Genomic DNA, 22,273 nt, shown 5'->3' with positions numbered 1-22,273 from the left:
TTATGTATTGTCATATGTCATACATTTAATTGTCGATTGATTGGGTGTTCTTAAGTCAACGCAGCGGTTTTTAGCTTCTAAATACACGTAAAAAATCTGGGCACGAATAGACCCAGCACCATTGTGAGTGCAATACCACTCGCAATGAGGGCAAAGGAGTATCAAATGAGTAATAAATCGAAAGAAATTGATCAATACACAGCGAGTGTGCTTCAAAACGGGATCTCTCGAAGAAGTTTTCTGACTCGGGCGGCAATGGGCAGTGGTGGTTTAGCTTTTGCCTCTTTAGGAATGGGGTCTGCCAGTGCTGCACCACTGCAAGTGGGTGCCGAATGTGCCGAGATTGGCGGTGCTGCCTTAAGTTTTTTACCTAAACCTAAACCGATCGCAGATAAAGATATCGCAACGACTCAAACCTTTGACGTTGTTGTTGTTGGTGCCGGAGCTTCTGGTGTTCCAGCTGCATTATCTGCCAGAGAAAATGGCGCCACAGTTGCCTGTTTACAGAAACAAGCCATTCCTGTTTCACAGGGAAACACTGGTGCTGGTATTGATCTGAAAAACAGTGATAAAGCGGCTATTGAGGCGTTAGTAAGCCGTTTGATGGCTGATAATGCTCACCGCTCGCATCCTGGTTTATTAAGACAATGGGCTTACAACTCCGGTGAAGCAGTCACTTGGGTGATTGATCGAATGAAACAAAGTGGTGGCCAAGTGGTCGATCAGGGTACCAAGGTACAACATGGTATTCGTGGTATTGCGGACCAATCTGATCGTTTAAATTTTGTGACCTCATTCTGTGGCCCTAAACCCTACACAACCGGTGATGGTATTCGTGCACTGGCAAAAACAGCGGAAAAGGCAGGTGTAAAATTCTTCTTTAACACTCCTGCACAACAACTGATCCAAGACGAATCAGGCAAAGTGATCGGTGTTATTGCTCAAACTCGTGATGGTAAGTACCACAAATACATGGCGAAGAAAGGGGTCATCCTGTCTTCTGGTGATTACCAAAATAACAAGGCCATGTGTGATTTCTTTATTCCAGATTTGAAAAACTTTGAACGCAAACAAATGGACCGTACGGGTGATGGCTTTGCCATGGCGTATTGGGCCGGTGGGGTTATTGAACCTGTTGGTCATACCAAAATGTTGCATGACTTCGACGCGGGCCCTGCTTCAATGTGCGATATGCCTTTCTTAGCCGTTAACCGTAAAGGCGAACGCTTCGTTAATGAAACAGTTGAAATGTCATTAATGAATAACTACCTGAAAGATGAGTATAACGCGGGACATTACTCTCAGGTATTTGATTCGGATTACATGACACAAGCGAAGGATTGGCCTGGTCATCTTTATTCTCCAGAGGAGCTTAAGGTTTATATGCCTGAAGTGCCCGGCGAGAAAAAAGGTGTATTCCCTTCTTTGACCAATACCTACGCCGCCAACACCTTAGAAGAATTAGCTGTGAAGCTAGAATGTGATCCCAAAACCTTTGTTGCAAGCGTGAATCGTTACAACGAATTGTGCAAAAAAGGTAAAGACGAAGATTTTGGTAAACCAGCCAGCAAAATGGTTCCAGTGCTTAAACCGCCGTTTTACGGCATTCATCGTCGTATGAGAATTTCAACCTTATGTTCAGGAATTCTGGTGAACGAAAATCATCAAGTACTGGATGCGGATGGTAAAGAAATTCCTGGCCTGTTTATTGTCGGCAACTTGGGTGCGGGCTTCTATGGTGGTGTTGATTACCCATTAACAGTATTCGGTCTGTCTCTGGGACGTTGCTACACCTTTGGCTACTTAGCGGGCAAATACGTCGCGAAACTTTAAACGCCAAATTATCAATAGCGGCTGCTTTTAGTTGGCATCCAGTGACATGAATGATGGAATTTAAAAATGAAAAATCTCACAATTATTTTGGCTCTTGTCTTGGGCATTTTCGCAGCAAGTGCGATAGCAAAAGACAATGTTCTACTCGATCAAACCCATGCTGCAAAAGGGATTAAATGTAACAGTTGCCATGGAACAGGAGAGCGCCAAGCTGTGCCTATGCTTAAGTGTGTGCAATGCCATAACACTGAAAAGCTGGCGCTAAAAACTGAAAACCTGAAACCGACTAACCCCCATAACAACCGTCACTTTGCTACCGAGACGGATTGTGCTAAGTGTCACCACGTACACCAAAAGTCAGAAAATTTATGTGTAAGTTGTCACCCAAGGTTTGATTTGGTTACTCCCTAGAACCTTATCAGCATTAACTTGATATAAAGTATTGCAAATCGAAAATGCCAGTTAATGCTAACTGGCATTTCTTTTGGTCGGGTTTCACGACTTTATGCCTGAGTAACCATTTTTTAATCGCCTTTCCAATGGGTTATTTTCGTACCTACATCATCATCTTCAACGGTTAAGGTATTTATTTTTATGTTTGTTTTATTAAGCCAGTGAGTGGTTTCTACAAAAATAACTATACATATATGTTTTTTCATATATATTAAATTCCATATGTAATTTTATCTACCTTTGGACTAAACCATGCAACCTGTCGCATTTTTTAAGGCGCTTGCCGATGAAACTCGGTTGAAATGTCTGCTGCTGATCCAGCGGGAAGGGGAATTATGCGTGTGTGAACTGATGGCTGCGCTGTCTGAAAGTCAGCCCAAGGTTTCGCGCCACTTGGCTCAGTTAAAAAAAGCCCGGCTGTTAGTCGATCGACGTCAAGGACAATGGGTGTTTTATCGGATTAATACTGAGATCGCGCCTTGGTGCCAGCAGGTACTTGCCCAAACCTGTGATGATAACGACATCTTTTTGCAGGAGAACCTGCGTAATCTCTGTCAAATGGGTGGGCGGCCTGAGCGAGCAAAAGCGTGTTGTTAATATAACTTTTGAAACGTACTGGATTGGAGTTTGTCATGGCGGCTATAGAACAATATGTGGAGCTAACCCCCGATTTTAACGTGCTTTTTTTGTGCACACATAATGCTTGTCGGAGCATTTTAGCGGAGGCCATTGCTCGGCAACTGGCATTGGGGTTGCCACTGACTTTTATGAGTGCTGGCAGCGCCCCATCGGGCAAGGTCCATCCTATGACCCTGAAACATCTTCAGCAACATGGGTATTCAACCGCAGGACTTCACAGTAAAAGTTGGGAGGCGCTAGCTGACTTCTCGCCGGATCTGGTTATCACCGTTTGTGATAGTGCAGCGGGCGAAACTTGCCCTTTATGGCTAGGAAATACCCCGAAATTGCACTGGGGATTACCCGATCCAAGCCAGCTGAACGTTGAAGATCAAGATGTCTTATTTTTTAAAATAATCAGATTGTTAGAGGGACGGATAGGTGCTTTGCTGCGTGTTGATTTAAAGGCCGAGCCTAGGGTTTTATCGGCAGCATTACAGCAAATTGTACTTGCCCACCCGTTAGTCGATTAAGAGGTTTATATGGGAATTTTTGAGCGTTATTTAAGTGTTTGGGTCGGGCTGAGCATTATTGCTGGGGTTGTGTTGGGGAATGTTGTCCCCGGTGTATTTGCTGCTGTAGCCGCGCTTGAATATGCCCATGTTAATTTAGTCATCGCCCTGTTTATCTGGGTAATGATTTATCCCATGATGGTGCAGATTGATTTTTCTGCGGTGAAAGATGTTGGCAAAGCGCCGAAGGGATTGATGTTAACGCTTTTCATCAACTGGCTCGTTAAACCTTTTACTATGGCATTGTTAGGCTGGTTATTTTTCAAGTTGCTATTTGCCGACTGGGTTGATCCACAAACCGCCAGTGAATATATCGCGGGAATGATATTACTCGGTGTGGCGCCTTGTACTGCAATGGTGTTTGTGTGGAGTCAACTGACGAAAGGTGACCCGAACTATACGCTAGTACAAGTCTCTGTTAACGATATCATTATGGTGTTTTTATTTGCGCCACTCTCGGCATTATTACTCGGTGTGAGCGATATTCAAGTGCCATGGGAAACCCTGTTACTTTCGGTTGTCCTCTATGTGTTATTGCCTTTGATTGCGGGTGTTGCGACTCGAAAACGCCTTGAGACTCGCCATGATACGAGTGCTGTGCCGCAGTTACTGGCTAAACTCAAACCTTGGTCTGTGATTGGGCTACTCGCGACGGTTGTGCTGTTATTTGGTTTTCAAGCGAAGACCATTGTGAGTCAACCACAGAATATTCTACTCATAGCTATCCCTTTGATTATTCAAAGCTATGGCATTTTTATCTTGGCCTATTGGCTTGCCTTAAAACTAAAACTTACCCATGCGATTGCGGCGCCAGCGAGCATGATTGGCTCTTCTAACTTTTTTGAGCTGGCGGTCGCTGTGGCTATTTCATTATTTGGTCTGCACTCGGGGGCGGCTCTCGCGACTGTGGTTGGGGTGTTGGTTGAAGTGCCTGTGATGTTGTCGCTGGTGTATTTTGCGAATCGCACGCGGCACTGGTTTCAATCTTAAATAATCGCATGATGTAAGTTGATATCGCATTAGGGATCAATATGTTCCAAATATTTACTGATTTTGCGACTTGGCTAGTGTACGGCGTGTTTGGCTTAGAGGTGGGTTCGGCCTTGGGCGGCGCTGTGCATTTTTTTGTTGAAGATGTCAGTAAAATTTTCGTATTACTCCTCGTCATGATTTATGTGATTGCCTTGCTGCGAGCTTCCTTAGACGTTGAGCGAGTGCGAGATTATTTAGCGGGAAAAAATAAAGGCGTAGGTTATTTGCTGGGGTCGATTTTTGGTGCCATCACGCCTTTTTGTTCTTGCTCTAGCATACCTGTGTTTTTAGGTTTTACCTCGGCGGGTATTCCCCTTGGGATCACTATGGCCTTTTTGATCACTTCACCTTTGATCAATGAAGTCGCTGTCCTATTACTAATGAGTTTACTCGGTTGGAAATTTACCTTGCTCTATGTGACTGTGGGGATGGCAGTGGGTATGCTCGGCGGATTATTGCTAGATGCGATGAAGGCTGAGCGTTGGTTGCAATCCTTCGCCGCCGAAGCCCTCGTCCGTGGGCGTCAGATGGCGGTATCTGATACCGTTTCTACCGCTGCGCGGGTCTTATCTTTTTCTGAACGGCATCAATTTGCCAAAGCTGAGGCGATTGATATTTTTGGCCGCGTCTGGAAGTGGGTCATTATCGGCGTAGGTCTTGGCGCTGCCCTGCACGGTTTTGTACCTGAGGGTTGGGTTGAAACCCACTTAGGCCAAGGTCAATGGTGGTCAGTGCCCGCGGCTGTATTAATCGGCATTCCCCTTTATTCGAATGCGACAGGCATTATTCCTGTCATGGAAAGCTTGCTAGCAAGCGGTCTGCCAATTGGCACTACGCTAGCATTTTGTATGAGCACTGTGGCAGCCAGTTTCCCCGAATTTATTTTACTCAAACAAGTTATGCAGTGGCGCCTGTTGGCGCTGCTGTTGATTGTGCTATTAACGGCATTTACGTTAGTAGGTTGGATGTTTAATTTTGCAGCACCGTATCTTTAAGGAAATAACATGAAACAAGTCAAAGTATTAGGTAGTGGTTGCGCTAAATGTAGTAAAACCGCTGAAATGATTGCGGATATATCTGAAGAAATGGGTATAGATGTGATTGTGAAAAAGGATGCCGATCCGCAAACCCTATTGAAATTTAACGTAATGAAAACCCCAGCGGTTGTGATTGATGGTGAGTTAATCCACAGTGGCTCAGTACCGACCCGAGATGAAATTGAAGGATGGCTAAGGGAGTAAATTAAAACCCATTTTAGTCAATCAAGGCTTGCTTTGGCCTAGCAATAATCGTTGTTAACAAGATGCGCCATTGTCATCCAATAGGGTTGGCAATGGTGATGTTATCGCTTAAGTAAAAAGTCCGTCATACTCATAACATATTAAAAATTAACAATATAAAATTTTAAATCAACATATTGGAATATCAGCATGGCAATCAAAATTGGCATTAATGGCTTCGGACGTATGGGGCGTTTAGCCCTGCGTGCAGCATGGGAATGGGATGAGGTGGAGTTTGTGCAGATTAACGATCCCGCGGGGGATGCGGCTACCTTGGCCCACTTGCTTGAGTTCGATTCTGTCCATGGTCGCTGGTGTTATCCCGTGACGGCGAGTAATGATCAGATCCACATTCAAGATAAAAGCATTCGCACCACACGTAATAAAACGATTGCCGAGACCGATTGGTCTGGATGCGATGTAGTGATTGAAGCCTCTGGGGTGATGAAAACCAAAGCCTTATTACAAGCCTATTTAGATCAAGGTGTTAAACGGGTTGTAGTCACTGCGCCCGTCAAAGAGGAAGGAGTGTTAAATGTGGTGATGGGGGTGAATCACCAGTTGTACGATCCGGCTATTCATCCGATTGTGACCGCGGCTTCCTGTACCACCAACTGCCTTGCGCCTGTGGTTAAAGTGATCCACGAGCAGATCGGCATCAAGCACGGTTCTATGACTACGATCCACGATATTACTAACACCCAAACCATTCTCGATGCGCCCCACAAGGATTTACGCCGCGCCCGCGCCTGTGGTTTGAGTTTAATCCCAACCACTACTGGCAGCGCGACGGCGATTACTCATATATTTCCTGAGCTTAAGGGCAAGCTAAATGGTCATGCCGTGCGGGTGCCACTCGCTAATGCCTCGCTGACGGATTGTGTATTCGAGCTTGAACGCAGCGTGACCGAAGAAGAAGTGAATGCGCTGCTACAAACCGCCGCTGAGGGGGAGCTTAAGGGGATTTTAGGCTATGAAGAGCGGCCGCTGGTGTCGGTGGATTACAAAACCGATCCGCGATCGAGCATTGTCGATGCGCTCTCGACCATGGTGGTGAATGGTACTCAGCTAAAACTCTACGTGTGGTACGACAATGAGTGGGGATACGCCAATCGCACCGCCGAACTTGCCCGTTTAGTCGGTCAGCTTGATGTGCCACGTTAGGAGAGCATAGTGCCTGCTGCCAAGCTATTTGAACAACTGATGCAATTGCCCGCCGCCGTGCGGCAATATTTGCTGATCACCTTCAATTATTGGAGTTTTACCTTAACCGACGGCGCACTACGGATGTTAGTGGTGCTGCATTTTCACGACCTTGGCTACAGTCCGCTAGCGATCGCTATGCTGTTTTTGTTCTATGAGATTTTTGGCGTCGTAACCAATCTGGTGGGCGGCTATCTCGGTGCGCGTTTAGGGTTAAATCGCACCATGAATCTGGGTCTTGGTATGCAGGTGTTGGCATTAGGAATGTTATTAGTGCCAGCGGCGAGTTTACCTTTGTGGCTCGCCGGCGTGCCTTGGGTGATGGCGGCGCAGGCGTTATCTGGAGTTGCTAAAGATCTCAATAAGATGAGTGCTAAAAGCGCGATCAAACTGCTAGTACCAAAAGGCGAGCAGGGCAAGCTTTATAAGTGGGTTGCTTTATTAACGGGTTCTAAAAATGCCCTCAAGGGCGCGGGATTTTTCCTCGGTGGTGTTTTGCTTGCCTTACTTGGATTTGAGCTGGCGATCGCCACTATGGCGAGTATGCTCGGACTCGTATGGCTACTTAGCTTAGTGATGCTGAAGAAGGATTTAGGTAAAGCCAAGAATAAGCCTAAATTTACGGAGATTTTCTCTAAGAGTCGCAGTGTGAACATTCTCTCGGCGGCACGATTATTCCTGTTTGCCGCTAGGGATGTGTGGTTTGTGGTGGCGCTGCCTGTGTATCTAGCGAGTAAATTTGGCTGGGATCATTGGGCGGTGGGCGGCTTTTTAGCTGTGTGGGTTATCGGCTACGGTATAGTACAAACCTTGGCGCCTAAGATCACTGGGAATCACCAACACCAAAGCTTAGCCGTCGGTGCTGTACCCGATGGTCGCAGCGCGTTAATTTGGGCCAGTATCTTGGCCTTTATCCCAGCATTGATTGCCAGCGCGATACAGTTCAGTTTTTACCCTGAAGCCAGTTTGTTGCTGGGCTTAATGCTATTTGGTGCTCTGTTTGCGGTGAACTCGTCGCTGCACAGTTATTTGATTGTGAGTTATGCCAGCGAAGAGGCGGTATCACTCGATGTTGGATTTTATTATATGGCCAACGCTATGGGGCGTTTGGTGGGAACCGTGCTTTCTGGCTGGGTGTATCAGAGTCATGGGCTGGTGGCCTGCTTATGGATGTCGACAGCCTTTATCGCGACTACGGCCTTGATTTCTATTAAGTTGCCTCGACAATCGAAGGAATAATAAGATGTTAATCTGGCGAAAGCACTTCAAGGGGAAGAGTTCGATTGGCTTAGTCTGTATTGTTTCGCTACTTGCAGCCTTTGTTGCGCCACTCTGCGCATCGGTTTCCCCAACGTTAAGTCCCAAAGAGGCCGACATACCCAATCTCGCTTCAACATCCATTCGAGATTGGAAAAATCCAGCCTACATCACCCAAGCTTTCGATGAGATAGCCCTTAAAAATGAATACGATAAAGATAAGCACCGAGTACGAAAATGGCATAAACCCGTGCGCGTCTTTGTTGAGCACCAAGTTGGCGACAATGTGCTGCATGCGCAATTGGTGCAGATGCATCTAAGTCATCTTGCGCAAATCACGGGTCACAGTATTTTGCAGGTAGATAAGCTCGAAGAGGCTAATTTACATTTAGTCTTTACCCGCCAATCCCAATGGGCCGATGAGGTGATGAGCCTCATGGGCGCGAGTGCAGCCAGTAATATTCATGGCTCTGTTTGTATGGGCAAATTTGCCCTAAACTCTCAGAATGAGATTGAGCGCGCCTGGGTAATTATTCCCGTGGATCAGGCAAAAATGCATGGTAAGTTAGTGGCTTGTATCGTCGAAGAAATCACTCAAGTACTTGGTTTACCCAATGATTCTGAAAAAGTATTTCCGTCCATCTTTAACGATAAAACCCCGCAGGACTTACTCACTGGGCTCGATTATATTTTGCTGAAATTACTCTACAGTCGCCAGATTAACGCGGGGATGACGGCAAAAGAAGTGCAACCCATCATTCAAGAGCAACTCGCTCAATGGCAGCGTGATGGCACCTTAATCAATGCCGATAAAACCGTGCGCCAAGGTGAGTTGTACCCGCTATTAGGTTATTGATGCTTGAGTGTTACGGCAAAAGTTGACATTGCTCGCATGCGACTAATTATTGCTTTTTGTTTTAGGAATAAGGGCATAGTCTAGCTTTATACGAGGTAATCACGTTGGAGGCACACCATGCGGATGACACTGCAGTTTTTAGGGGCGACAGAGGAAGTGACCGGCTCATGCCATTTGCTCTCGGTCGATCATGAACACTTATTACTCGATTGTGGTTTAATCCAAGGTGGTAAAGCGGATGAATTGCGTAATCATGAGCCCTTCGCCTTCGACCCTGAGTCTATTTCCGCTGTTGTGCTCAGCCATGCCCATATCGACCATTCAGGGCGTTTACCTCTCTTAGTCAAAGCGGGTTTTGATGGGCCTATCTATACCCATAAAGCCACGGCAGAACTGTGCGCCATCATGCTTAAAGATGCCGCTATGCTACAGACCCGCGACACCGAAAGGGTCAATAAAAAGCGCGCTAAACATGATCTTGACCCCCTAGAGCCACTGTTCACCGTCGAAGATGCCGAACAGGCCATTAGTCAATTTGTGCCGCTGGAATACGGCCAAGTGACTCAGGTTATTCCCCATGTGGATATTTGCCTCTCAGATGCGGGGCATATTTTAGGTTCTGCCTTAGTCGAGTTATGGTTAGGCGAAGGTAAGTCCCAGAAGAAAATCGTCTTTAGTGGTGATCTTGGCCGGGCGGGTATGCCGATATTACGTAATCCCACCTTAGTCGACACTGCAGATTTAGTGTTAATGGAAAGCACCTACGGCGATCGTTTCCACCGAAGCTGGACTGATACTCTGGCCGAATTAAAGGCGATTTTTGCTAAGGCAGTCACCGAGAGCCGCGGTAATATTCTTTTGCCAGCCTTCTCAGTAGGGCGAGCGCAGGAGCTTTTATATCTATTTCATTTATATGCTAAAGATTGGGATTTATCTCGCTGGAAAGTCTGCCTCGATAGTCCAATGGCGATTGAGGCAACACGGGTATATGTTAATAACTATCCGTTAATGGATGATGATTTTAAGCGTTTTACTCGCCAGCATCCGGGGCAACATCCCTTATTATCGAATGTCGAATTTATTCAAACTACTGAAGAGTCTATCGCATTAAACGATGTGCATCAGGGCTTGATCATTATTGCGGGTAGCGGCATGTGTAATGGTGGGCGTATCCGTAGTCATTTGGAACATAATCTGTGGCGGCCAGAATGTGATGTGATTATCTGTGGTTTCCAAGCGCTTGGCACGCCTGGACGAGCCTTGGTCGATGGCGCTGAGGAGCTCACTATCCATGGTAATAGCGTCAACGTTGCGGCTAAGTTACATACCGTCGGAGGCTTATCCGCCCATGCGGATCAGGCAGAGTTGCTACGTTGGTATCGGCACTTTGAAGATCAACCACCTTTAGTGCTAGTCCATGGCGAGGCCCAAGCACAACAGGGATTAGTGACCGTCATGAATCAAGATCCGAAAACTAAACCTAAGGCACTGGCTATTGCCACCCGTGGCGATAAGTTGGATTTGAACGCCTTGCCCAAACTGATGTGGATAACAGCTTAAGCGATAGGCCACAGCCCGAAGAGGGCTGTGGCAAAATGACTTGATTAGTCTGAGTTATTATCAAACTCTGTATCGTCGAATAACTCTAAGCTTGGATCGATACTAGGCACATCTTTAAATAGGCGGGTGAAGTGACGTTGCACCCCTTTCAAATCGATACCTGCCAATCCTGAGGCGAAACCAAACCAAGCATACAAACCGCTGAAGTTGTCGAACATGGGCGGTAAATATTTTGGTGGCGTAATGATGCCTTGTTGGCAGGCTTGATAGAGAACGGGAATATCCTCAATGGCGAGTTTGCCTAAAAACAGCATAGGGATAAGTTCGGGTAAACCCGATGTGATGGCGCTGCGGATAAAGTTGATGTTCTCAACATAACCACGCACATAGGAAATATCTTTGGTAAAAAAGCTGCCGCCTTCGACCATACCGCCACGAAACACCCTTTGTGTGACTCGATAACTATCCTTAGCGCTAAGATTTAACTCTCTAAAATAGTTAAATACTTCAATAAAGTTGGCCCCATTTTCCGCCATATCTACCGCTGCGACACGGTCGCTAATACGGCGGGCACGGCCTGGGTTTGAGCTTAGGGTGAGCATTTCGAGTAATACAGCAAGCCCTTCTTGGGTGGCGGCTACGCGGGGAGAACCGACGCTGAGCCAAGTAGCATGGGGTTGAGCTCGACCATTGAGCGTGGTGCCCACATGCACCCAACCTTCATGAACTTCGTACACATTGAGATCTGACTCGCTGAACATGGCTTTGCTGTTGAGTTTGACTGTATCGCCACCCACTGCGGCGTCAGACACAATCCCGTCACTCAACCGCACCCGCATATCATCACTGTGAAAGTATTTTTCCAATCGCTGGCTCAGCACATTCACGGCTTCGGGGGCACTGATGATTTTGGGGTGATGCTTATTCATATGCCGCGCAGCGGGCAATGAGAAGATATAACTGAGTTTATCGCCCAATTGACGTAGAGTGTGGCGATCGCCATGTAATCTGTGGCTGGCGCTGCCGTAGAGTTCTTGGCTAAGCTGACCAAAGACAGGGGTCCCTCGATGACCCAGCATATCGACCACCAGACGATACTGGTCTACGTTAGCGACTAATATCTTGCCCAGCTTGTCTTTTTTGCCTAAACGTCGATGAATGTCTTGTTTGAGCGAAAGTAATTCAGCCTGTGTTTTTACGGGATCGAAGGGCAGAGCAATTTTTTGATAAAAATCCTGTGTAATTGCTGGCAGAACCGTGCCTTTACTAGAAAGAAAACGCTCCTCCATTTCCCGTGGCCATTTGATGGCGTCTAAAATCTTGATCGGGGTTTGAATGCGGATCAGCTCATCGGAAAAGCGACGTAAATCTTCTTGGTACTGGGCTAATGACTCTGACATTCCCGAAATCCTGTTGCTACTTAGGCGCTAAAATTAGTTCAATCATAGCGGTAAAGTCGTTGTTTTTATAGGTTTCTTACCCAGAACAATTAAATCTTGTCGATTAAGTATCTTATCTGCTATCGATTTAGTGAATCATTTTGGTGCAATATGAATTGTTTTAGCCTGAAAATGGCGAAGATTTTTTATGCAAGTAACTGTTAAATATTGTGTTATCCCAATGAGATTAAGACTAATTAGCTTATGCTAAAAGGTTATAAAGTCTGTGTGAGATGATTATGGCTGCACTGTTCTATTTGAGAAACGATGCAGCAGTGCATGCGTTGGTGGTGCCGATTTAACGGTAGCTGATAAAACTAGGCTGACACAGGTTTATAAAATGAGGAAAAGTCGGCTTGGTAAATCAGTGTTAACGTTTGCACCCAGCCCCAAGGAGCTGGGTGAAGGTTTGGATAACAGTCGTGAACTTAAACGACCATAATGCCTTATGGGAGTAGGAAGTTTAGAAAAAGTCATCATCTCCTAATGCGCGTCGTAATTCGGCACGTTCGAGATAATCTTCTAAGCGTTTCTTGATTTCACGCTTGTGCTGCATTGCCTCTGCTGCTTTGCTATTTCTAGGGGTGGTCATTGCCTCAATTTCAGTATCGTTGGGCACGACTTCAGTAATATGAGCCATAACGAATTCCTCATGTTGTTCCTAACGCCTTTCTATCTAAAAAGAGTGTGGCAGAAAAGCAAAAAATTTTACTCATAAACGCAAATTTTTTTTCCCATACGACAGTGTGTTACTCCTATGGCATTACTGGATTTTTAGGGGAGTTAAGGCTATTTAAGTTTTTGCTGAATTTTGTGATTTAGCGCATAACACTTTATTTTTATATTGATGCTAAGTCCTAGTTAAATTGTCGGTCAAACTTGAATTTGACCAAAAATCGAACAACACTTGGGGGAGACAACACAAATGTAACTGTGCTAGGGAAGCCAATATGGACACGGAGCGTTTTCCCGAATCTTTCACCCCTTCAAAAAGCTTTTTTATCAGTATGGCTCGTTCAAGTTGGCTAATGTTACTTGCTGCGTTCACGTTTATGGGCATTTCTTGGTTTGTTCTTCAAGAGTATTTACGGGATCGAGGCGAAGAGCGATTTAATAATCATGTTCAGGAGTTGTCCGAAGCTGTTACCCGAAGAATGATGGCCTATGAGCAAGTTTTACGTGGTGGAGTAGGGCTTTTTTTGTCCTCCAACGGTGTCACTCGCAGTGAGTGGCATACCTATGTAACCAATGCTCGTTTATCTGATTATTACCCAGGAATTCAAGGTATTGGTTTTGCTGAATTAGTTACGCCTACTCTCTTGGATCAATTTACCCAGCAAGTCCAACAGGAGGGATTTACTGATTTTCGCGTCACACCCACAGGTAATAGAGAGCTTTACTGTGTTATCAAATATTTGGAGCCATTTGATTGGCGAAACCAGCGGGCATTTGGTTTTGATATGTGCTCTGAAACAATTCGTCGTTCTGCTATTTTAAACGCCATAGCATCGGGTCAGCCTAAGGTTTCAGGCAAAGTCACCTTGGTGCAGGAGACGCCCGATAATACTCAGGCTGGTGTGTTGATGTATCTTCCTTTGTATCATGGTCAGCCCATGACAGAAGCAGAACGTCTACAGCAAGCGATAGGTGTGGTTTACGCACCTTTTCGGATGGATAATTTAATGCAGGGCATTATGGGAAAACGTTTTTCCGGTCTAAAACTTGCCATTTATGATGGTTCAGAGGCAAATCATGCCAGTTTAATGTTTAGTTCCCACAAAGCGCTTCCCTCTCCGAAGGATGTTTTTTATCAATCAAAACTAGAAAACATGGAAGGGCAAGTTTGGCGAATAGATGTTTCTTCTGAGTCGCGCTTTATTTCAATTGCAGAGCAAACCCAAAGTATGTGGCTGCAAGCAATTGGCTGCGCCTTTATTCTTGCCTTACTTTATGCCGTGATCAGTATGGCTCGTAACCGTTACCAAGAGTCAATGTTAACCGCCGAATTAATTGCCAATGAAAAACGCTTTCGTCTAGTCATCGAGGCTTCTCCTAGTGCACTGTTTATGGTTGATAAAACAGGCGCGATTACCTTAGTCAATACCCATGCCGAAAGGCTTTTTGGTTATACGAGGGAGGAGTTACTTGGACGTTCAATTAATATGTTACTACCTGAATCACTTAGGGAAATTCATAAAAAACATCTATCTCATTACCTGCTTCATCCCATCGCGAAGAATATGTCGATGCGGGATGATCTGTTTGGTTGCTGCAAAGATGGTACACGTTTGGCGATCGAGGTCGGATTAACTCCTATTCACTTTAGTAATGGGATCTACATTTTAACGACGATCAATAATATTTCTGAACGTAAGCGGATTGAAGCACAGCGTATCGAGCATACGGCAGAATTGGAGCGTATTAATCAAGAGCTAGATAGATTTGCCTATATTGCTTCCCATGACTTGAAGTCGCCCCTCAGAGGTATTGAGCAACTAACCCATTGGTTAAGTGAAGATCTTGCTGATAACACTAATGAAAATGTCCAAAAATACTTAGGTTTAATTCAGAATCGTATCCAGAGAATGGTGTTATTACTCGACGGGTTGTTAACGTTTTCACGCATTGGGCGTGTTGATATTGAAATGGTTGACACTGATTGTCGACAACTGGTCGAAGATATGTTCGCTTTGGTCGCTCCACCTCAGGGATTTGAATTGGTCATCGAAGGTAATTTTCCACGATTTAAAACGGTTAAAACGCTCTTAGAACTAGTCGTTCGGAATTTAATTAGCAATGCCATTAAACACCATGATAGAGGTGGTGGTGTACTTAAGGTGCAATGTGAAACAAAAGGCCACTATTACTGGTTTAGCGTGATTGATGATGGACCTGGAATTTCTGCCCCGTTTCACCAGAAAGTATTTGAAATGTTTCAAACTCTTAGACCAAGAGATGAAGTCGAGGGAAGCGGTTTGGGATTGTCGCTTGTCAAAAAGACGGTTGAAAGTCTAGGGGGAGAAATTCTACTTGAATCAGCGGGGCGAGGTTGTTGCTTTAGGTTTAGCTGGCCGATGCACATAGTCAACAAGGAGGCGGTATGAGTAATAGCCATGACTATAAACAAGTGACCATTCTGTTAGTTGATGATGATGATGTGGATTATATGGCGGTGCAGAGGTCGATGAAGCAACTGCGTTTGCTTAATCCTCTTGTGCGAGCGAGGGACGGGCTTGAAGCACTTTCAATTCTGACGCATACCAACGCTATCAAGGGGTCATACTTGATCTTGCTCGATCTCAATATGCCCAGAATGAATGGTTTTGAATTTCTTGAACATATTCGTTCTGATCCGACGTTGTCTTCTTCCGTTGTGTTTATGCTGACGACTTCTAGTACCGATGAAGATCGGATGAGAGCCTACCGTCACCATGTGGCTGGTTACATGGTTAAAACAGATATTAAAGATGGTTTCCACAATATTTTTAATATGTTGGAAGGCTACTGGCGCATCGTTGAGCTTCCAAACGTATAGGATGTGTATATGGATTTACTACTTATCGATGATGATGAAGTTGATAGAACCGCTATTATTCGAGCGCTACGACAGTCCAAGTTAGCTTTTAATGTGGTTGAGGCAAACTGTGCTTTTGATGGATTGAATCTTGCCTTGGAGCGTCATTTTGACGGGATTCTACTCGATTATCTATTGCCCGATGCTAATGGCTTAGAAGTGCTTATCAAGCTCAATTCTATGACTCAAGATCAAACTGTGGTGGTGATGTTGAGCCGTTACGAAGATGAAAAACTCGCTCAGCGTTGTATTGAGTTAGGTGCCCAAGATTTCTTACTTAAAGATGAAGTTAACTCAAGAATCCTGAGTCGTTCAATTCGTTACGCTAAACAGCGCGCCTCAATGGCACTTGCCCTACGAAATAGCCATCAAAAACTGAAAGAACTGGCGGAGCACGATTCACTCACCAAATTGATGAATCGTTATGGATTTGAGCTGTGTTTAAATCGCGCCATTGCAAGAGCAAAACGCAGTAATGATTTTTTAGCCGTGATTTTACTTGATCTTGATGATTTTAAAGCGATTAATGACACGTTAGGTCACCAAACGGGTGATATTTTGTTGGTGAAAGTCGCATCGAGACTCAGCGCCGTGTTACGGGATGGTGACGTCATTGCTCGTTTAGGCGGGGATGAATTTGTGGTGTTAGTGACTGACAATGACTACAAATATTTCCCCATGATAGTGGCTAACCGTCTACTTAAAGCTTTTGAAGAAGTGTTTTGCCTTGGAGATAACGATGTGATGATTGGCGCCAGTATTGGCGTGGCATTTTATAATGAAGCCGCCTCCGATAGCTCTGAGTTAATGAAATGCGCCGATATCGCCATGTATCGTGCTAAGAAAATGGGGCGTAATCAGATCCAGTTTTATTCCGAGGCGCTAGATAAAGAAGTCCGCTACCGCAATCATATCGAGTCCAGCTTAAAAATGGCCTTAAGGCAGAATCAGTTTAAGGTTTATTATCAGGTGCAAGTTGACGCGCAAACACATCATATGGTGGGAATGGAGGCGTTAATTCGTTGGCAGCATCCCGAAGATGGTTTGATTTCTCCGGACCAATTTCTGCCCATAGCAGAAGAAATTGGGTTAATGGAAGAAATCGGCGACTGGGTATTGTATGAAGCCTGCCGACAGGCCCAATATTGGCTGAGCCAATTAGCATCAACAGGGCATCGCTTTACCATTGCAGTGAACTTATCTGCATCTCAAATTGGGCATATCAACTTATATGAGAAAATCGCCCATGTTCTTAACGTGACAGGGCTAGCGCCCAGTGCACTTGAGTTGGAAATTACTGAAAACTGTTTGATTGAAGAACCCCACGAACATGCCAAGATCCTCGATAAAATAGCCCAACTTGGAGTGCGATTTGCGTTGGACGATTTTGGTACCGGATTTTCATCCCTTGAACATATAAAGTTGTTCCCCATCAGCGTGTTAAAAATCGATAAAAGTTTTATTGCTTCCTACGATAAGGACGAAAAGGACACTCGTTTACTCACAGCGTTGCTTAACTTTGCCTATGGCTTTAACGTCACCTCTGTTGCCGAGGGAATTGAAACCATCGAGCAAGCGGAGTTTTGTACAGTAAGGCACTGCAATCTATTACAGGGATACTTCTTTTCTCGTCCTCTAGAGGCAAGCGAATTTGAAGCAAGGTTCATTACACCGTTAGTCACTAAATTGTGAAGATTATCTTACGTTTGACTAAGGCTTAGGTTTTCGTCTGGTGAGGAATATTTTCTTGCTTTACACTGAGCAATAGACAAATATCAGCGCCCCTTTCTGATGCAATGTGCTCAGAGCTTCAATCACTGTGTTTAATTTGGTCATTTAGTAATGAAAATCGGTATTTTATCTCAGTTTCCAGAATTGTATTCCACCCGACGTTTAGTGGCCGCCTGCGAAAGCCGTGGTCATGAGGCTGTGGTGATTAATACCTTGAATTGCTACATGAATATTAATTCCGTTAAACCTAGCATTCATTATCAGGGAGAAGAATTAACAGGGTTTGATGCCATTATTCCGCGTATTCATGCCAGTGTGACCTTTTATGGCTGCGCAGTGGTGCGCCAGTTTGAAATGATGGGTGTATTTGCCGCCAACGATTCAATTTCGATAGCACGCTCGCGGGATAAGTTACGTGCTCTGCAATTACTTTCACGCAAAGGCATTGGTATGCCTATCACTGGATTTGCCAATAAACCCAATGATATTCCTGATCTCATTAATATGGTGGGCGGTGCTCCTTTAGTGATCAAGTTACTCGAAGGTACGCAGGGGATTGGGGTGGTATTAGCGGAAACGAAAACCGCCGCTGAGAGCGTGATTGAAGCCTTTTTAGGGCTCAAAGCCAATATTTTGGTGCAAGAGTATATTCAAGAGTCCAACGGCAGTGATATTCGCTGTTTTGTGGTGGGTGATAAAGTGGTGGCCTCGATGAAGCGTCAGGGGCCAGAGGGCGATTTTCGTTCAAACTTACACTTAGGCGGCTGTGGTGAAAAAGTGAAAATTACGCCAGAAGAGCGCAAGATGGCCGTTGCCGCTGTTAAAGCGATGGGATTAGTCGTTGCAGGCGTGGATATTTTACGTTCGAATCGTGGCCCGTTGATCCTTGAGGTGAACTCAGCTCCCGGTATCGAAGGTATTGAGCAAACTACGGGTATTTCGGTAACTGAGCCTATTGTGGAATATATTGAGAAAATGGTGTTAGCACGTAAGTCGAATCGGGCGGTGATCGCTTAATAAAAAACGCCGCGATTAACGCGGCGTGTTTCTTAGTTCTTTGTTTTATAAATCAAAGCTATAGGAGTAACCTAAAGCGATTTTAGCATCGTCATCAGCCAGATCAGTATCTGATACCATAAAAGAGACTGTGCCCATGCTGGTATCTGCACTAAGTGTTACGTTGTAATCGGCATAGTTATCCTCACCAAACCAAGCTTCAACCACATCGCCCGTGGAGTAGCCATAGTGGAATGACAGGCTAAGTTTCTCGGTTAAAGGGAAAGATGCTGTGGCGGCAAGATAACTCATATCTTTGTTATCGAGTGGTTCCGCCGCTACGTCATCACCCGCATTGATTACGTGGGAATAACTGAGTTCAACCCACTTCCAGGTAATAGCCCCGTGGAGCTCACCAAAATCGATGCTGCCTTCGGCATCCGGGTAGGCATAATAGAGATAGCCAAAATCATAGCTGAGATCGTCGGTGATGTTGCCACCGTAACCAGCATAGAGGTCTAACTCGTAGCTAGTGTCATTGCCAAAATCGACATTTGATGCCCACGTACCCGCATAAAATCCTGAGTCATGACTGTAGTCAAGACCGCCTTGGATCGCCACCGCATCATTGGTTTGAGTCACTCCGCGCCATAGATAGTTTGATGTGCCGCCAATATTGCCGGATACCGACGCAAAGACGTTAGTGGTTAGTAATAATCCCGTCGATAATGCCAAAACGCTGTACAGTGATTTTCTCATACTCATCCCCTCGATTGACTTATTTATCGATTCACTCATGCCACTTAAATACGGCGGCATTGGTGCATCATGGTTTTTTCTGATAAGGGAGTTGCTAATCACATGCCATTATTTGAACATCTTTAAAAACAACTGGTTACATAATTTATGTTAATTAAATGTTTTAAAGCGCTCAAAAATGGAGCGGTGGACGCACTGTGTTTGTGCAAAAAATCATCTTTTATGCTTTCGTGAGGGAAAAAAAACGCCTCACAGAGGAGGCGTTTTATAAAATCAATGTCGAGCGAATTAGTTCACACTATCACGCAAGGTTTTACCCGCTTTAAACTTAGGCACAGTGGCTTCAGCGATCTGGATTTCTTTGCCCGTTTGTGGGTTACGACCAGTACGAGCTGCACGAGTCGCTGTTTCAAAGGAGCCAAATCCGACGATAGAGATTTTGTCACCGTTTTTCATTGATTCAGTAATCGCCGCTTCGAAAGATTTCAATGCTCGTGCTGCTTCAGCTTTAGTGATATCGGCATTTTCTGCAATTTTGGCGATAAGTTCAGTTTTGTTCATTTTTATTGTCTCTTCTTTCCGTAGATTTATGTAAGTCAGCGAGCCTAACATGCCACAAGGTTAAAGCGTTGGAAAGCCCTTTGCTGCGGGCTTGTGTCATCGAAGTAACAAAATTGGAGGGTATTTGCGCCATTCGTGACTTAGGTTTTATTCTTCGAGCAACTGATATAAGAGTTGCTTAACCAATTTGGGTTCGAAGGGCTTGTCGCATAGGGCATTCACCCCTGCCTGAGATACATTACTTAAATGTGTATCGTTAGCCTCAGACGAGACCATTAAAATAGGCACGTGGGATTGTTGACTTTCATTGCGGATAAATTGCGTTAATACCAGTCCATCAACGCTGGGCATATTGTAATCAGTGATAATTAAATCAAACATATTATGACGCATTAACTCAATGGCTTGCGCACCATCTTCTGCTTCGGTAATCAGTTTTATCCCCAAATTACCAATAGTTCGCTTGATCACATTACGTGCCATGCGACTGTCATCAACCACAAGCACGCGTACATCGTGCACATCGAAGTGGCTTAAGTCGAGTTCATCGTGGCTGAGCAAATCGATGGTCGCATTTAGCGCCTTGCCTAAGTGTTCGGCATTAAAAGGTTTTGGCAGAATCGCGACTACGCCAGACTGGCGGAAAATCTCCAATTGTTCACGGCGACATTCACTTGAGATCAGCATAAATTGAATATCTTTATATTCACTTTTGCTGCGCAGGTAGTTCAAAAACTCGGTCGCGGTTCCATCTTCAAAATGCATTGCACTGGCAATGAGATCGGGTTTGTGTCGAGCAATGAGTCCTTTAGCCTCTTCAATATTGGCAGCATTTTCGATGCTAACAATGCCTTCTTGCTGTAAGCGCTTGATGATAATGCGGCGCTGGGTTTCCGATGGCTCAATAATAAGCATCGATAATTCGTTAGGCGATAAATGAGTCATAGTCACAAGCTATTGGGCTTTTTAGAAAGGCGTTAACTTAGGCGAGAAATAACTGCTTCGCAACATATTAAATCAAGCTTTCAATTTTGCGGTTAAATAATCACGGGTTACCCGTGAAAATGCGATCCAATACTGTACTAATAGCAGGGCAATGATAGACAGCACCAGCGGTAACATCGGGATGTTATGACCCTCTACCACCACTTTAACGTCTTGAGGTGTAATCTGATAGGCGATAATGGCTGTGACACCAAGTGCTGACAGGCCTAAGGTTTGTAATCCAATATAAATTTTGAGCACTAAGCTAGACCAAGGTGCTTGCGTCAGTATGCCAAACAACACGGGTAATACACCTAAGGTAAACAAATCGAAGGAGGCAGTGGCGACAGCCCGTAATAGGGCAACAATGGCAAACAGAGTATAAAGGGTTATCAATAGGATTAGGCGTTTAGGCATAAAGTTAGGGTTACTGGCTAATGTGAAGTGGAGCAAGTGTAGGAAATGCCCCGAACTGAGTCCAGCATAACCGTATTATCATGTAGAATACGCCTTTGCTTGGGCATTAAATTAGGTTAAGTGATGACAGAAGTAGAATTTTGGGACTTAGTGACCCGCAGTGAACCAGCGCAATCCCAAGAGTCTTTGGTTGAGGCATTAAAGCTGAAACTGAGTAAACTGAGTGATGAAGAGCTAAAAGTCTTTGATAAGCTGTTTGGTCAACAGATGCGCCGAAGTTATTTATGGTCGGTTTGGGGGGCGGCTTATATCATTACGGGGTGTGATTCTGATTATGCCTTTGCCGAATTTCGCGCTTTTCTGATTTCACTTGGACAAGCCCGTTATGAGGCTGTGATTGCCCAGCCTGATTCGTTAGCGAAGTTAACTGCATGGCCAGAAAAGGATGGTTATGCCTATCCCTTTATTGAAGATTACGATCTTATTGCAGGGCAATTATACGAAGACCGAACGGGTAAAGAGTTGCCTTTTATGCCTTCGGGTAAAGCGACTCCCGTAGGCAAAAAATTTAGCACTAAACCCAAAGACTTAAGACAGCAATATCCTGAGCTTAGTGCGCGTTTTCCGTTTTAATTCGCCCTAAGAGCGCAAACATGCGTTACTGGTAACGTCGAAGGTCATGCCGTATTGGGTACACGTTTGGCGCATGAACTGATGCTCCTCCTGTGCTAATTGGCGGGTAAATTCTTGATCGAGCTGCTCAGTCAGGCGTTGCTCTGCAACTTGCTGTGGCTGAGCCAGTTTATCGAAGTGCGATTTTACTGCTTGTTGCTGTTCGGCCGTCAGTGTCGCAGCATGGCTGGATAAACTGATCAGTGTGCTGAGTGTGAGCAGAGTGCATAAGGTAAACTTTGTTATCACTGCATGGCGTATGGGGGCCGTTTTTAGCTTCATAGATAAACTCCAAATTAAAATCACCAGAACTCGGTTGGTTTTTAAATCGTCGTTTGGCTTTCATCGTGCATATATGGACCCATCCGGTTTGCAAGACATTCGATAACGATTTTGAGAAGAGTTCATTGCACCCATATATCCGGCCTGTTATTGAGGGATCCCTCTGGCCCTGATGGATATCTGCTTCTACAGTC

At 45.0% G+C, this 22,273-nt stretch carries 24 protein-coding genes; 16 read left to right on the top strand and 8 right to left on the bottom strand.

From position 1 onward, the window contains the following. Nucleotides 1-165: 165 nt before the first annotated feature. Both MMG82_RS19680 and MMG82_RS19675 read left to right on the top strand, forming a co-directional pair. The gene (locus tag MMG82_RS19680; protein WP_037413985.1) at nucleotides 166-1,833 is read left to right on the top strand and encodes an FAD-binding protein; all 1,668 of its coding nucleotides are present in this window, start codon (nucleotides 166-168) and stop codon (nucleotides 1,831-1,833) included. A 66-nt stretch (nucleotides 1,834-1,899) separates the two neighbouring features. Next, nucleotides 1,900-2,244, top strand: coding sequence for a cytochrome c3 family protein (locus MMG82_RS19675; protein WP_037413986.1), 345 nt, complete (start codon nucleotides 1,900-1,902; stop codon nucleotides 2,242-2,244). Between the two features lie 113 nt (nucleotides 2,245-2,357). Here the strand turns inward: MMG82_RS19675 and MMG82_RS21610 are convergent, their stop codons facing one another. Then, nucleotides 2,358-2,492, bottom strand: coding sequence for a hypothetical protein (locus tag MMG82_RS21610; protein ID WP_258195922.1), 135 nt, complete (start codon nucleotides 2,490-2,492; stop codon nucleotides 2,358-2,360). 46 nt (nucleotides 2,493-2,538) lie between these two features. On the opposite strand from MMG82_RS21610, the gene MMG82_RS19670 reads away from it, so the two are divergent. The 9 genes from MMG82_RS19670 (at nucleotide 2,539) to MMG82_RS19630 (ending at nucleotide 10,664) form a co-directional block, all read left to right on the top strand. After that, the gene (locus MMG82_RS19670; RefSeq protein WP_037413988.1) at nucleotides 2,539-2,883 is read left to right on the top strand and encodes a metalloregulator ArsR/SmtB family transcription factor; all 345 of its coding nucleotides are present in this window, start codon (nucleotides 2,539-2,541) and stop codon (nucleotides 2,881-2,883) included. 35 nt (nucleotides 2,884-2,918) lie between these two features. Then, nucleotides 2,919-3,437, top strand: a complete 519-nt coding sequence (locus tag MMG82_RS19665) for an arsenate reductase ArsC (protein ID WP_050991359.1) — start codon at nucleotides 2,919-2,921, stop codon at nucleotides 3,435-3,437. Nucleotides 3,438-3,446: 9 nt separating this feature from the next. Further along, nucleotides 3,447-4,466: an ACR3 family arsenite efflux transporter gene (gene arsB, locus MMG82_RS19660; protein WP_037413989.1), complete on the top strand. Its 1,020-nt coding sequence runs from the start codon at nucleotides 3,447-3,449 to the stop codon at nucleotides 4,464-4,466. Nucleotides 4,467-4,507: 41 nt separating this feature from the next. Next, on the top strand, nucleotides 4,508-5,503 hold the full coding sequence (locus MMG82_RS19655; RefSeq protein ID WP_241407313.1) for a permease: 996 nt from the start codon (nucleotides 4,508-4,510) through the stop codon (nucleotides 5,501-5,503). Between the two features lie 9 nt (nucleotides 5,504-5,512). After that, nucleotides 5,513-5,749: a thioredoxin family protein gene (locus tag MMG82_RS19650; protein WP_037413994.1), complete on the top strand. Its 237-nt coding sequence runs from the start codon at nucleotides 5,513-5,515 to the stop codon at nucleotides 5,747-5,749. 189 nt (nucleotides 5,750-5,938) lie between these two features. Then, entirely contained in the window at nucleotides 5,939-6,952 is a 1,014-nt protein-coding gene (locus MMG82_RS19645; protein WP_241407312.1) for an ArsJ-associated glyceraldehyde-3-phosphate dehydrogenase, read from the top strand. 9 nt (nucleotides 6,953-6,961) lie between these two features. After that, complete coding sequence (arsJ, locus tag MMG82_RS19640; RefSeq protein ID WP_241407311.1) at nucleotides 6,962-8,230, top strand: organoarsenical effux MFS transporter ArsJ; 1,269 nt, start codon at nucleotides 6,962-6,964, stop codon at nucleotides 8,228-8,230. Between the two features lie 4 nt (nucleotides 8,231-8,234). Further along, nucleotides 8,235-9,104, top strand: a complete 870-nt coding sequence (locus MMG82_RS19635; RefSeq protein ID WP_241407310.1) for a DUF2927 domain-containing protein — start codon at nucleotides 8,235-8,237, stop codon at nucleotides 9,102-9,104. A 117-nt stretch (nucleotides 9,105-9,221) separates the two neighbouring features. After that, nucleotides 9,222-10,664, top strand: a complete 1,443-nt coding sequence (locus MMG82_RS19630; protein ID WP_241407309.1) for an MBL fold metallo-hydrolase — start codon at nucleotides 9,222-9,224, stop codon at nucleotides 10,662-10,664. Between the two features lie 44 nt (nucleotides 10,665-10,708). Here MMG82_RS19630 and MMG82_RS19625 read toward each other — a convergent pair whose 3' ends face one another. Then, complete coding sequence (locus MMG82_RS19625) at nucleotides 10,709-12,064, bottom strand: flavohemoglobin expression-modulating QEGLA motif protein (RefSeq protein ID WP_241407308.1); 1,356 nt, start codon at nucleotides 12,062-12,064, stop codon at nucleotides 10,709-10,711. 502 nt (nucleotides 12,065-12,566) lie between these two features. Then, nucleotides 12,567-12,743 (bottom strand): hypothetical protein, encoded by a 177-nt coding sequence (locus MMG82_RS19620; RefSeq protein WP_011621344.1) that lies wholly within the window; start codon nucleotides 12,741-12,743, stop codon nucleotides 12,567-12,569. 310 nt (nucleotides 12,744-13,053) lie between these two features. Here MMG82_RS19620 and MMG82_RS19615 point away from each other — a divergent pair, with 310 nt between their 5' ends. The 4 genes from MMG82_RS19615 (at nucleotide 13,054) to rimK (ending at nucleotide 18,425) form a co-directional block, all read left to right on the top strand. After that, entirely contained in the window at nucleotides 13,054-15,207 is a 2,154-nt protein-coding gene (locus MMG82_RS19615; protein WP_241407307.1) for a CHASE domain-containing protein, read from the top strand. Continuing rightward, nucleotides 15,204-15,638: a response regulator gene (locus MMG82_RS19610; protein ID WP_241407306.1), complete on the top strand. Its 435-nt coding sequence runs from the start codon at nucleotides 15,204-15,206 to the stop codon at nucleotides 15,636-15,638. The genes MMG82_RS19615 and MMG82_RS19610 overlap by 4 nt, the downstream gene beginning before the upstream one ends. A 9-nt stretch (nucleotides 15,639-15,647) precedes the next feature. Further along, nucleotides 15,648-17,369 (top strand): GGDEF domain-containing response regulator, encoded by a 1,722-nt coding sequence (locus tag MMG82_RS19605; protein ID WP_241407305.1) that lies wholly within the window; start codon nucleotides 15,648-15,650, stop codon nucleotides 17,367-17,369. Nucleotides 17,370-17,519: 150 nt separating this feature from the next. Further along, nucleotides 17,520-18,425: a 30S ribosomal protein S6--L-glutamate ligase gene (gene rimK, locus MMG82_RS19600; protein WP_037414013.1), complete on the top strand. Its 906-nt coding sequence runs from the start codon at nucleotides 17,520-17,522 to the stop codon at nucleotides 18,423-18,425. A gap of 45 nt (nucleotides 18,426-18,470) precedes the next feature. On the opposite strand, the gene MMG82_RS19595 is transcribed toward rimK, so the two are convergent. From MMG82_RS19595 to MMG82_RS19580, 4 genes are all read right to left on the bottom strand, one after another. Next, the gene (locus MMG82_RS19595; RefSeq protein WP_099457053.1) at nucleotides 18,471-19,163 is read right to left on the bottom strand and encodes a TorF family putative porin; all 693 of its coding nucleotides are present in this window, start codon (nucleotides 19,161-19,163) and stop codon (nucleotides 18,471-18,473) included. A gap of 288 nt (nucleotides 19,164-19,451) precedes the next feature. Beyond that, nucleotides 19,452-19,775: an HU family DNA-binding protein gene (locus MMG82_RS19590; RefSeq protein WP_219848070.1), complete on the bottom strand. Its 324-nt coding sequence runs from the start codon at nucleotides 19,773-19,775 to the stop codon at nucleotides 19,452-19,454. Nucleotides 19,776-19,871: 96 nt separating this feature from the next. Continuing rightward, the gene (locus tag MMG82_RS19585; protein ID WP_241407304.1) at nucleotides 19,872-20,669 is read right to left on the bottom strand and encodes a response regulator; all 798 of its coding nucleotides are present in this window, start codon (nucleotides 20,667-20,669) and stop codon (nucleotides 19,872-19,874) included. Nucleotides 20,670-20,741: 72 nt separating this feature from the next. Next, nucleotides 20,742-21,125: a hypothetical protein gene (locus tag MMG82_RS19580; protein WP_144345922.1), complete on the bottom strand. Its 384-nt coding sequence runs from the start codon at nucleotides 21,123-21,125 to the stop codon at nucleotides 20,742-20,744. 123 nt (nucleotides 21,126-21,248) lie between these two features. On the opposite strand from MMG82_RS19580, the gene MMG82_RS19575 reads away from it, so the two are divergent. Next, entirely contained in the window at nucleotides 21,249-21,758 is a 510-nt protein-coding gene (locus MMG82_RS19575; protein ID WP_037414022.1) for a DUF4240 domain-containing protein, read from the top strand. 6 nt (nucleotides 21,759-21,764) lie between these two features. On the opposite strand, the gene MMG82_RS19570 is transcribed toward MMG82_RS19575, so the two are convergent. Next, nucleotides 21,765-22,079 (bottom strand): hypothetical protein, encoded by a 315-nt coding sequence (locus MMG82_RS19570; protein ID WP_241407303.1) that lies wholly within the window; start codon nucleotides 22,077-22,079, stop codon nucleotides 21,765-21,767. Nucleotides 22,080-22,273 lie beyond the last annotated feature (194 nt).

The sequence above is a fragment of the Shewanella sp. MM_2022_3 genome (assembly GCF_022557375.1).
Lineage (GTDB): Bacteria > Pseudomonadota > Gammaproteobacteria > Enterobacterales > Shewanellaceae > Shewanella > Shewanella xiamenensis.
Note: the sequence above shows the minus strand (reverse complement) of the source record. Positions and strands in the feature narration are given on the sequence as shown.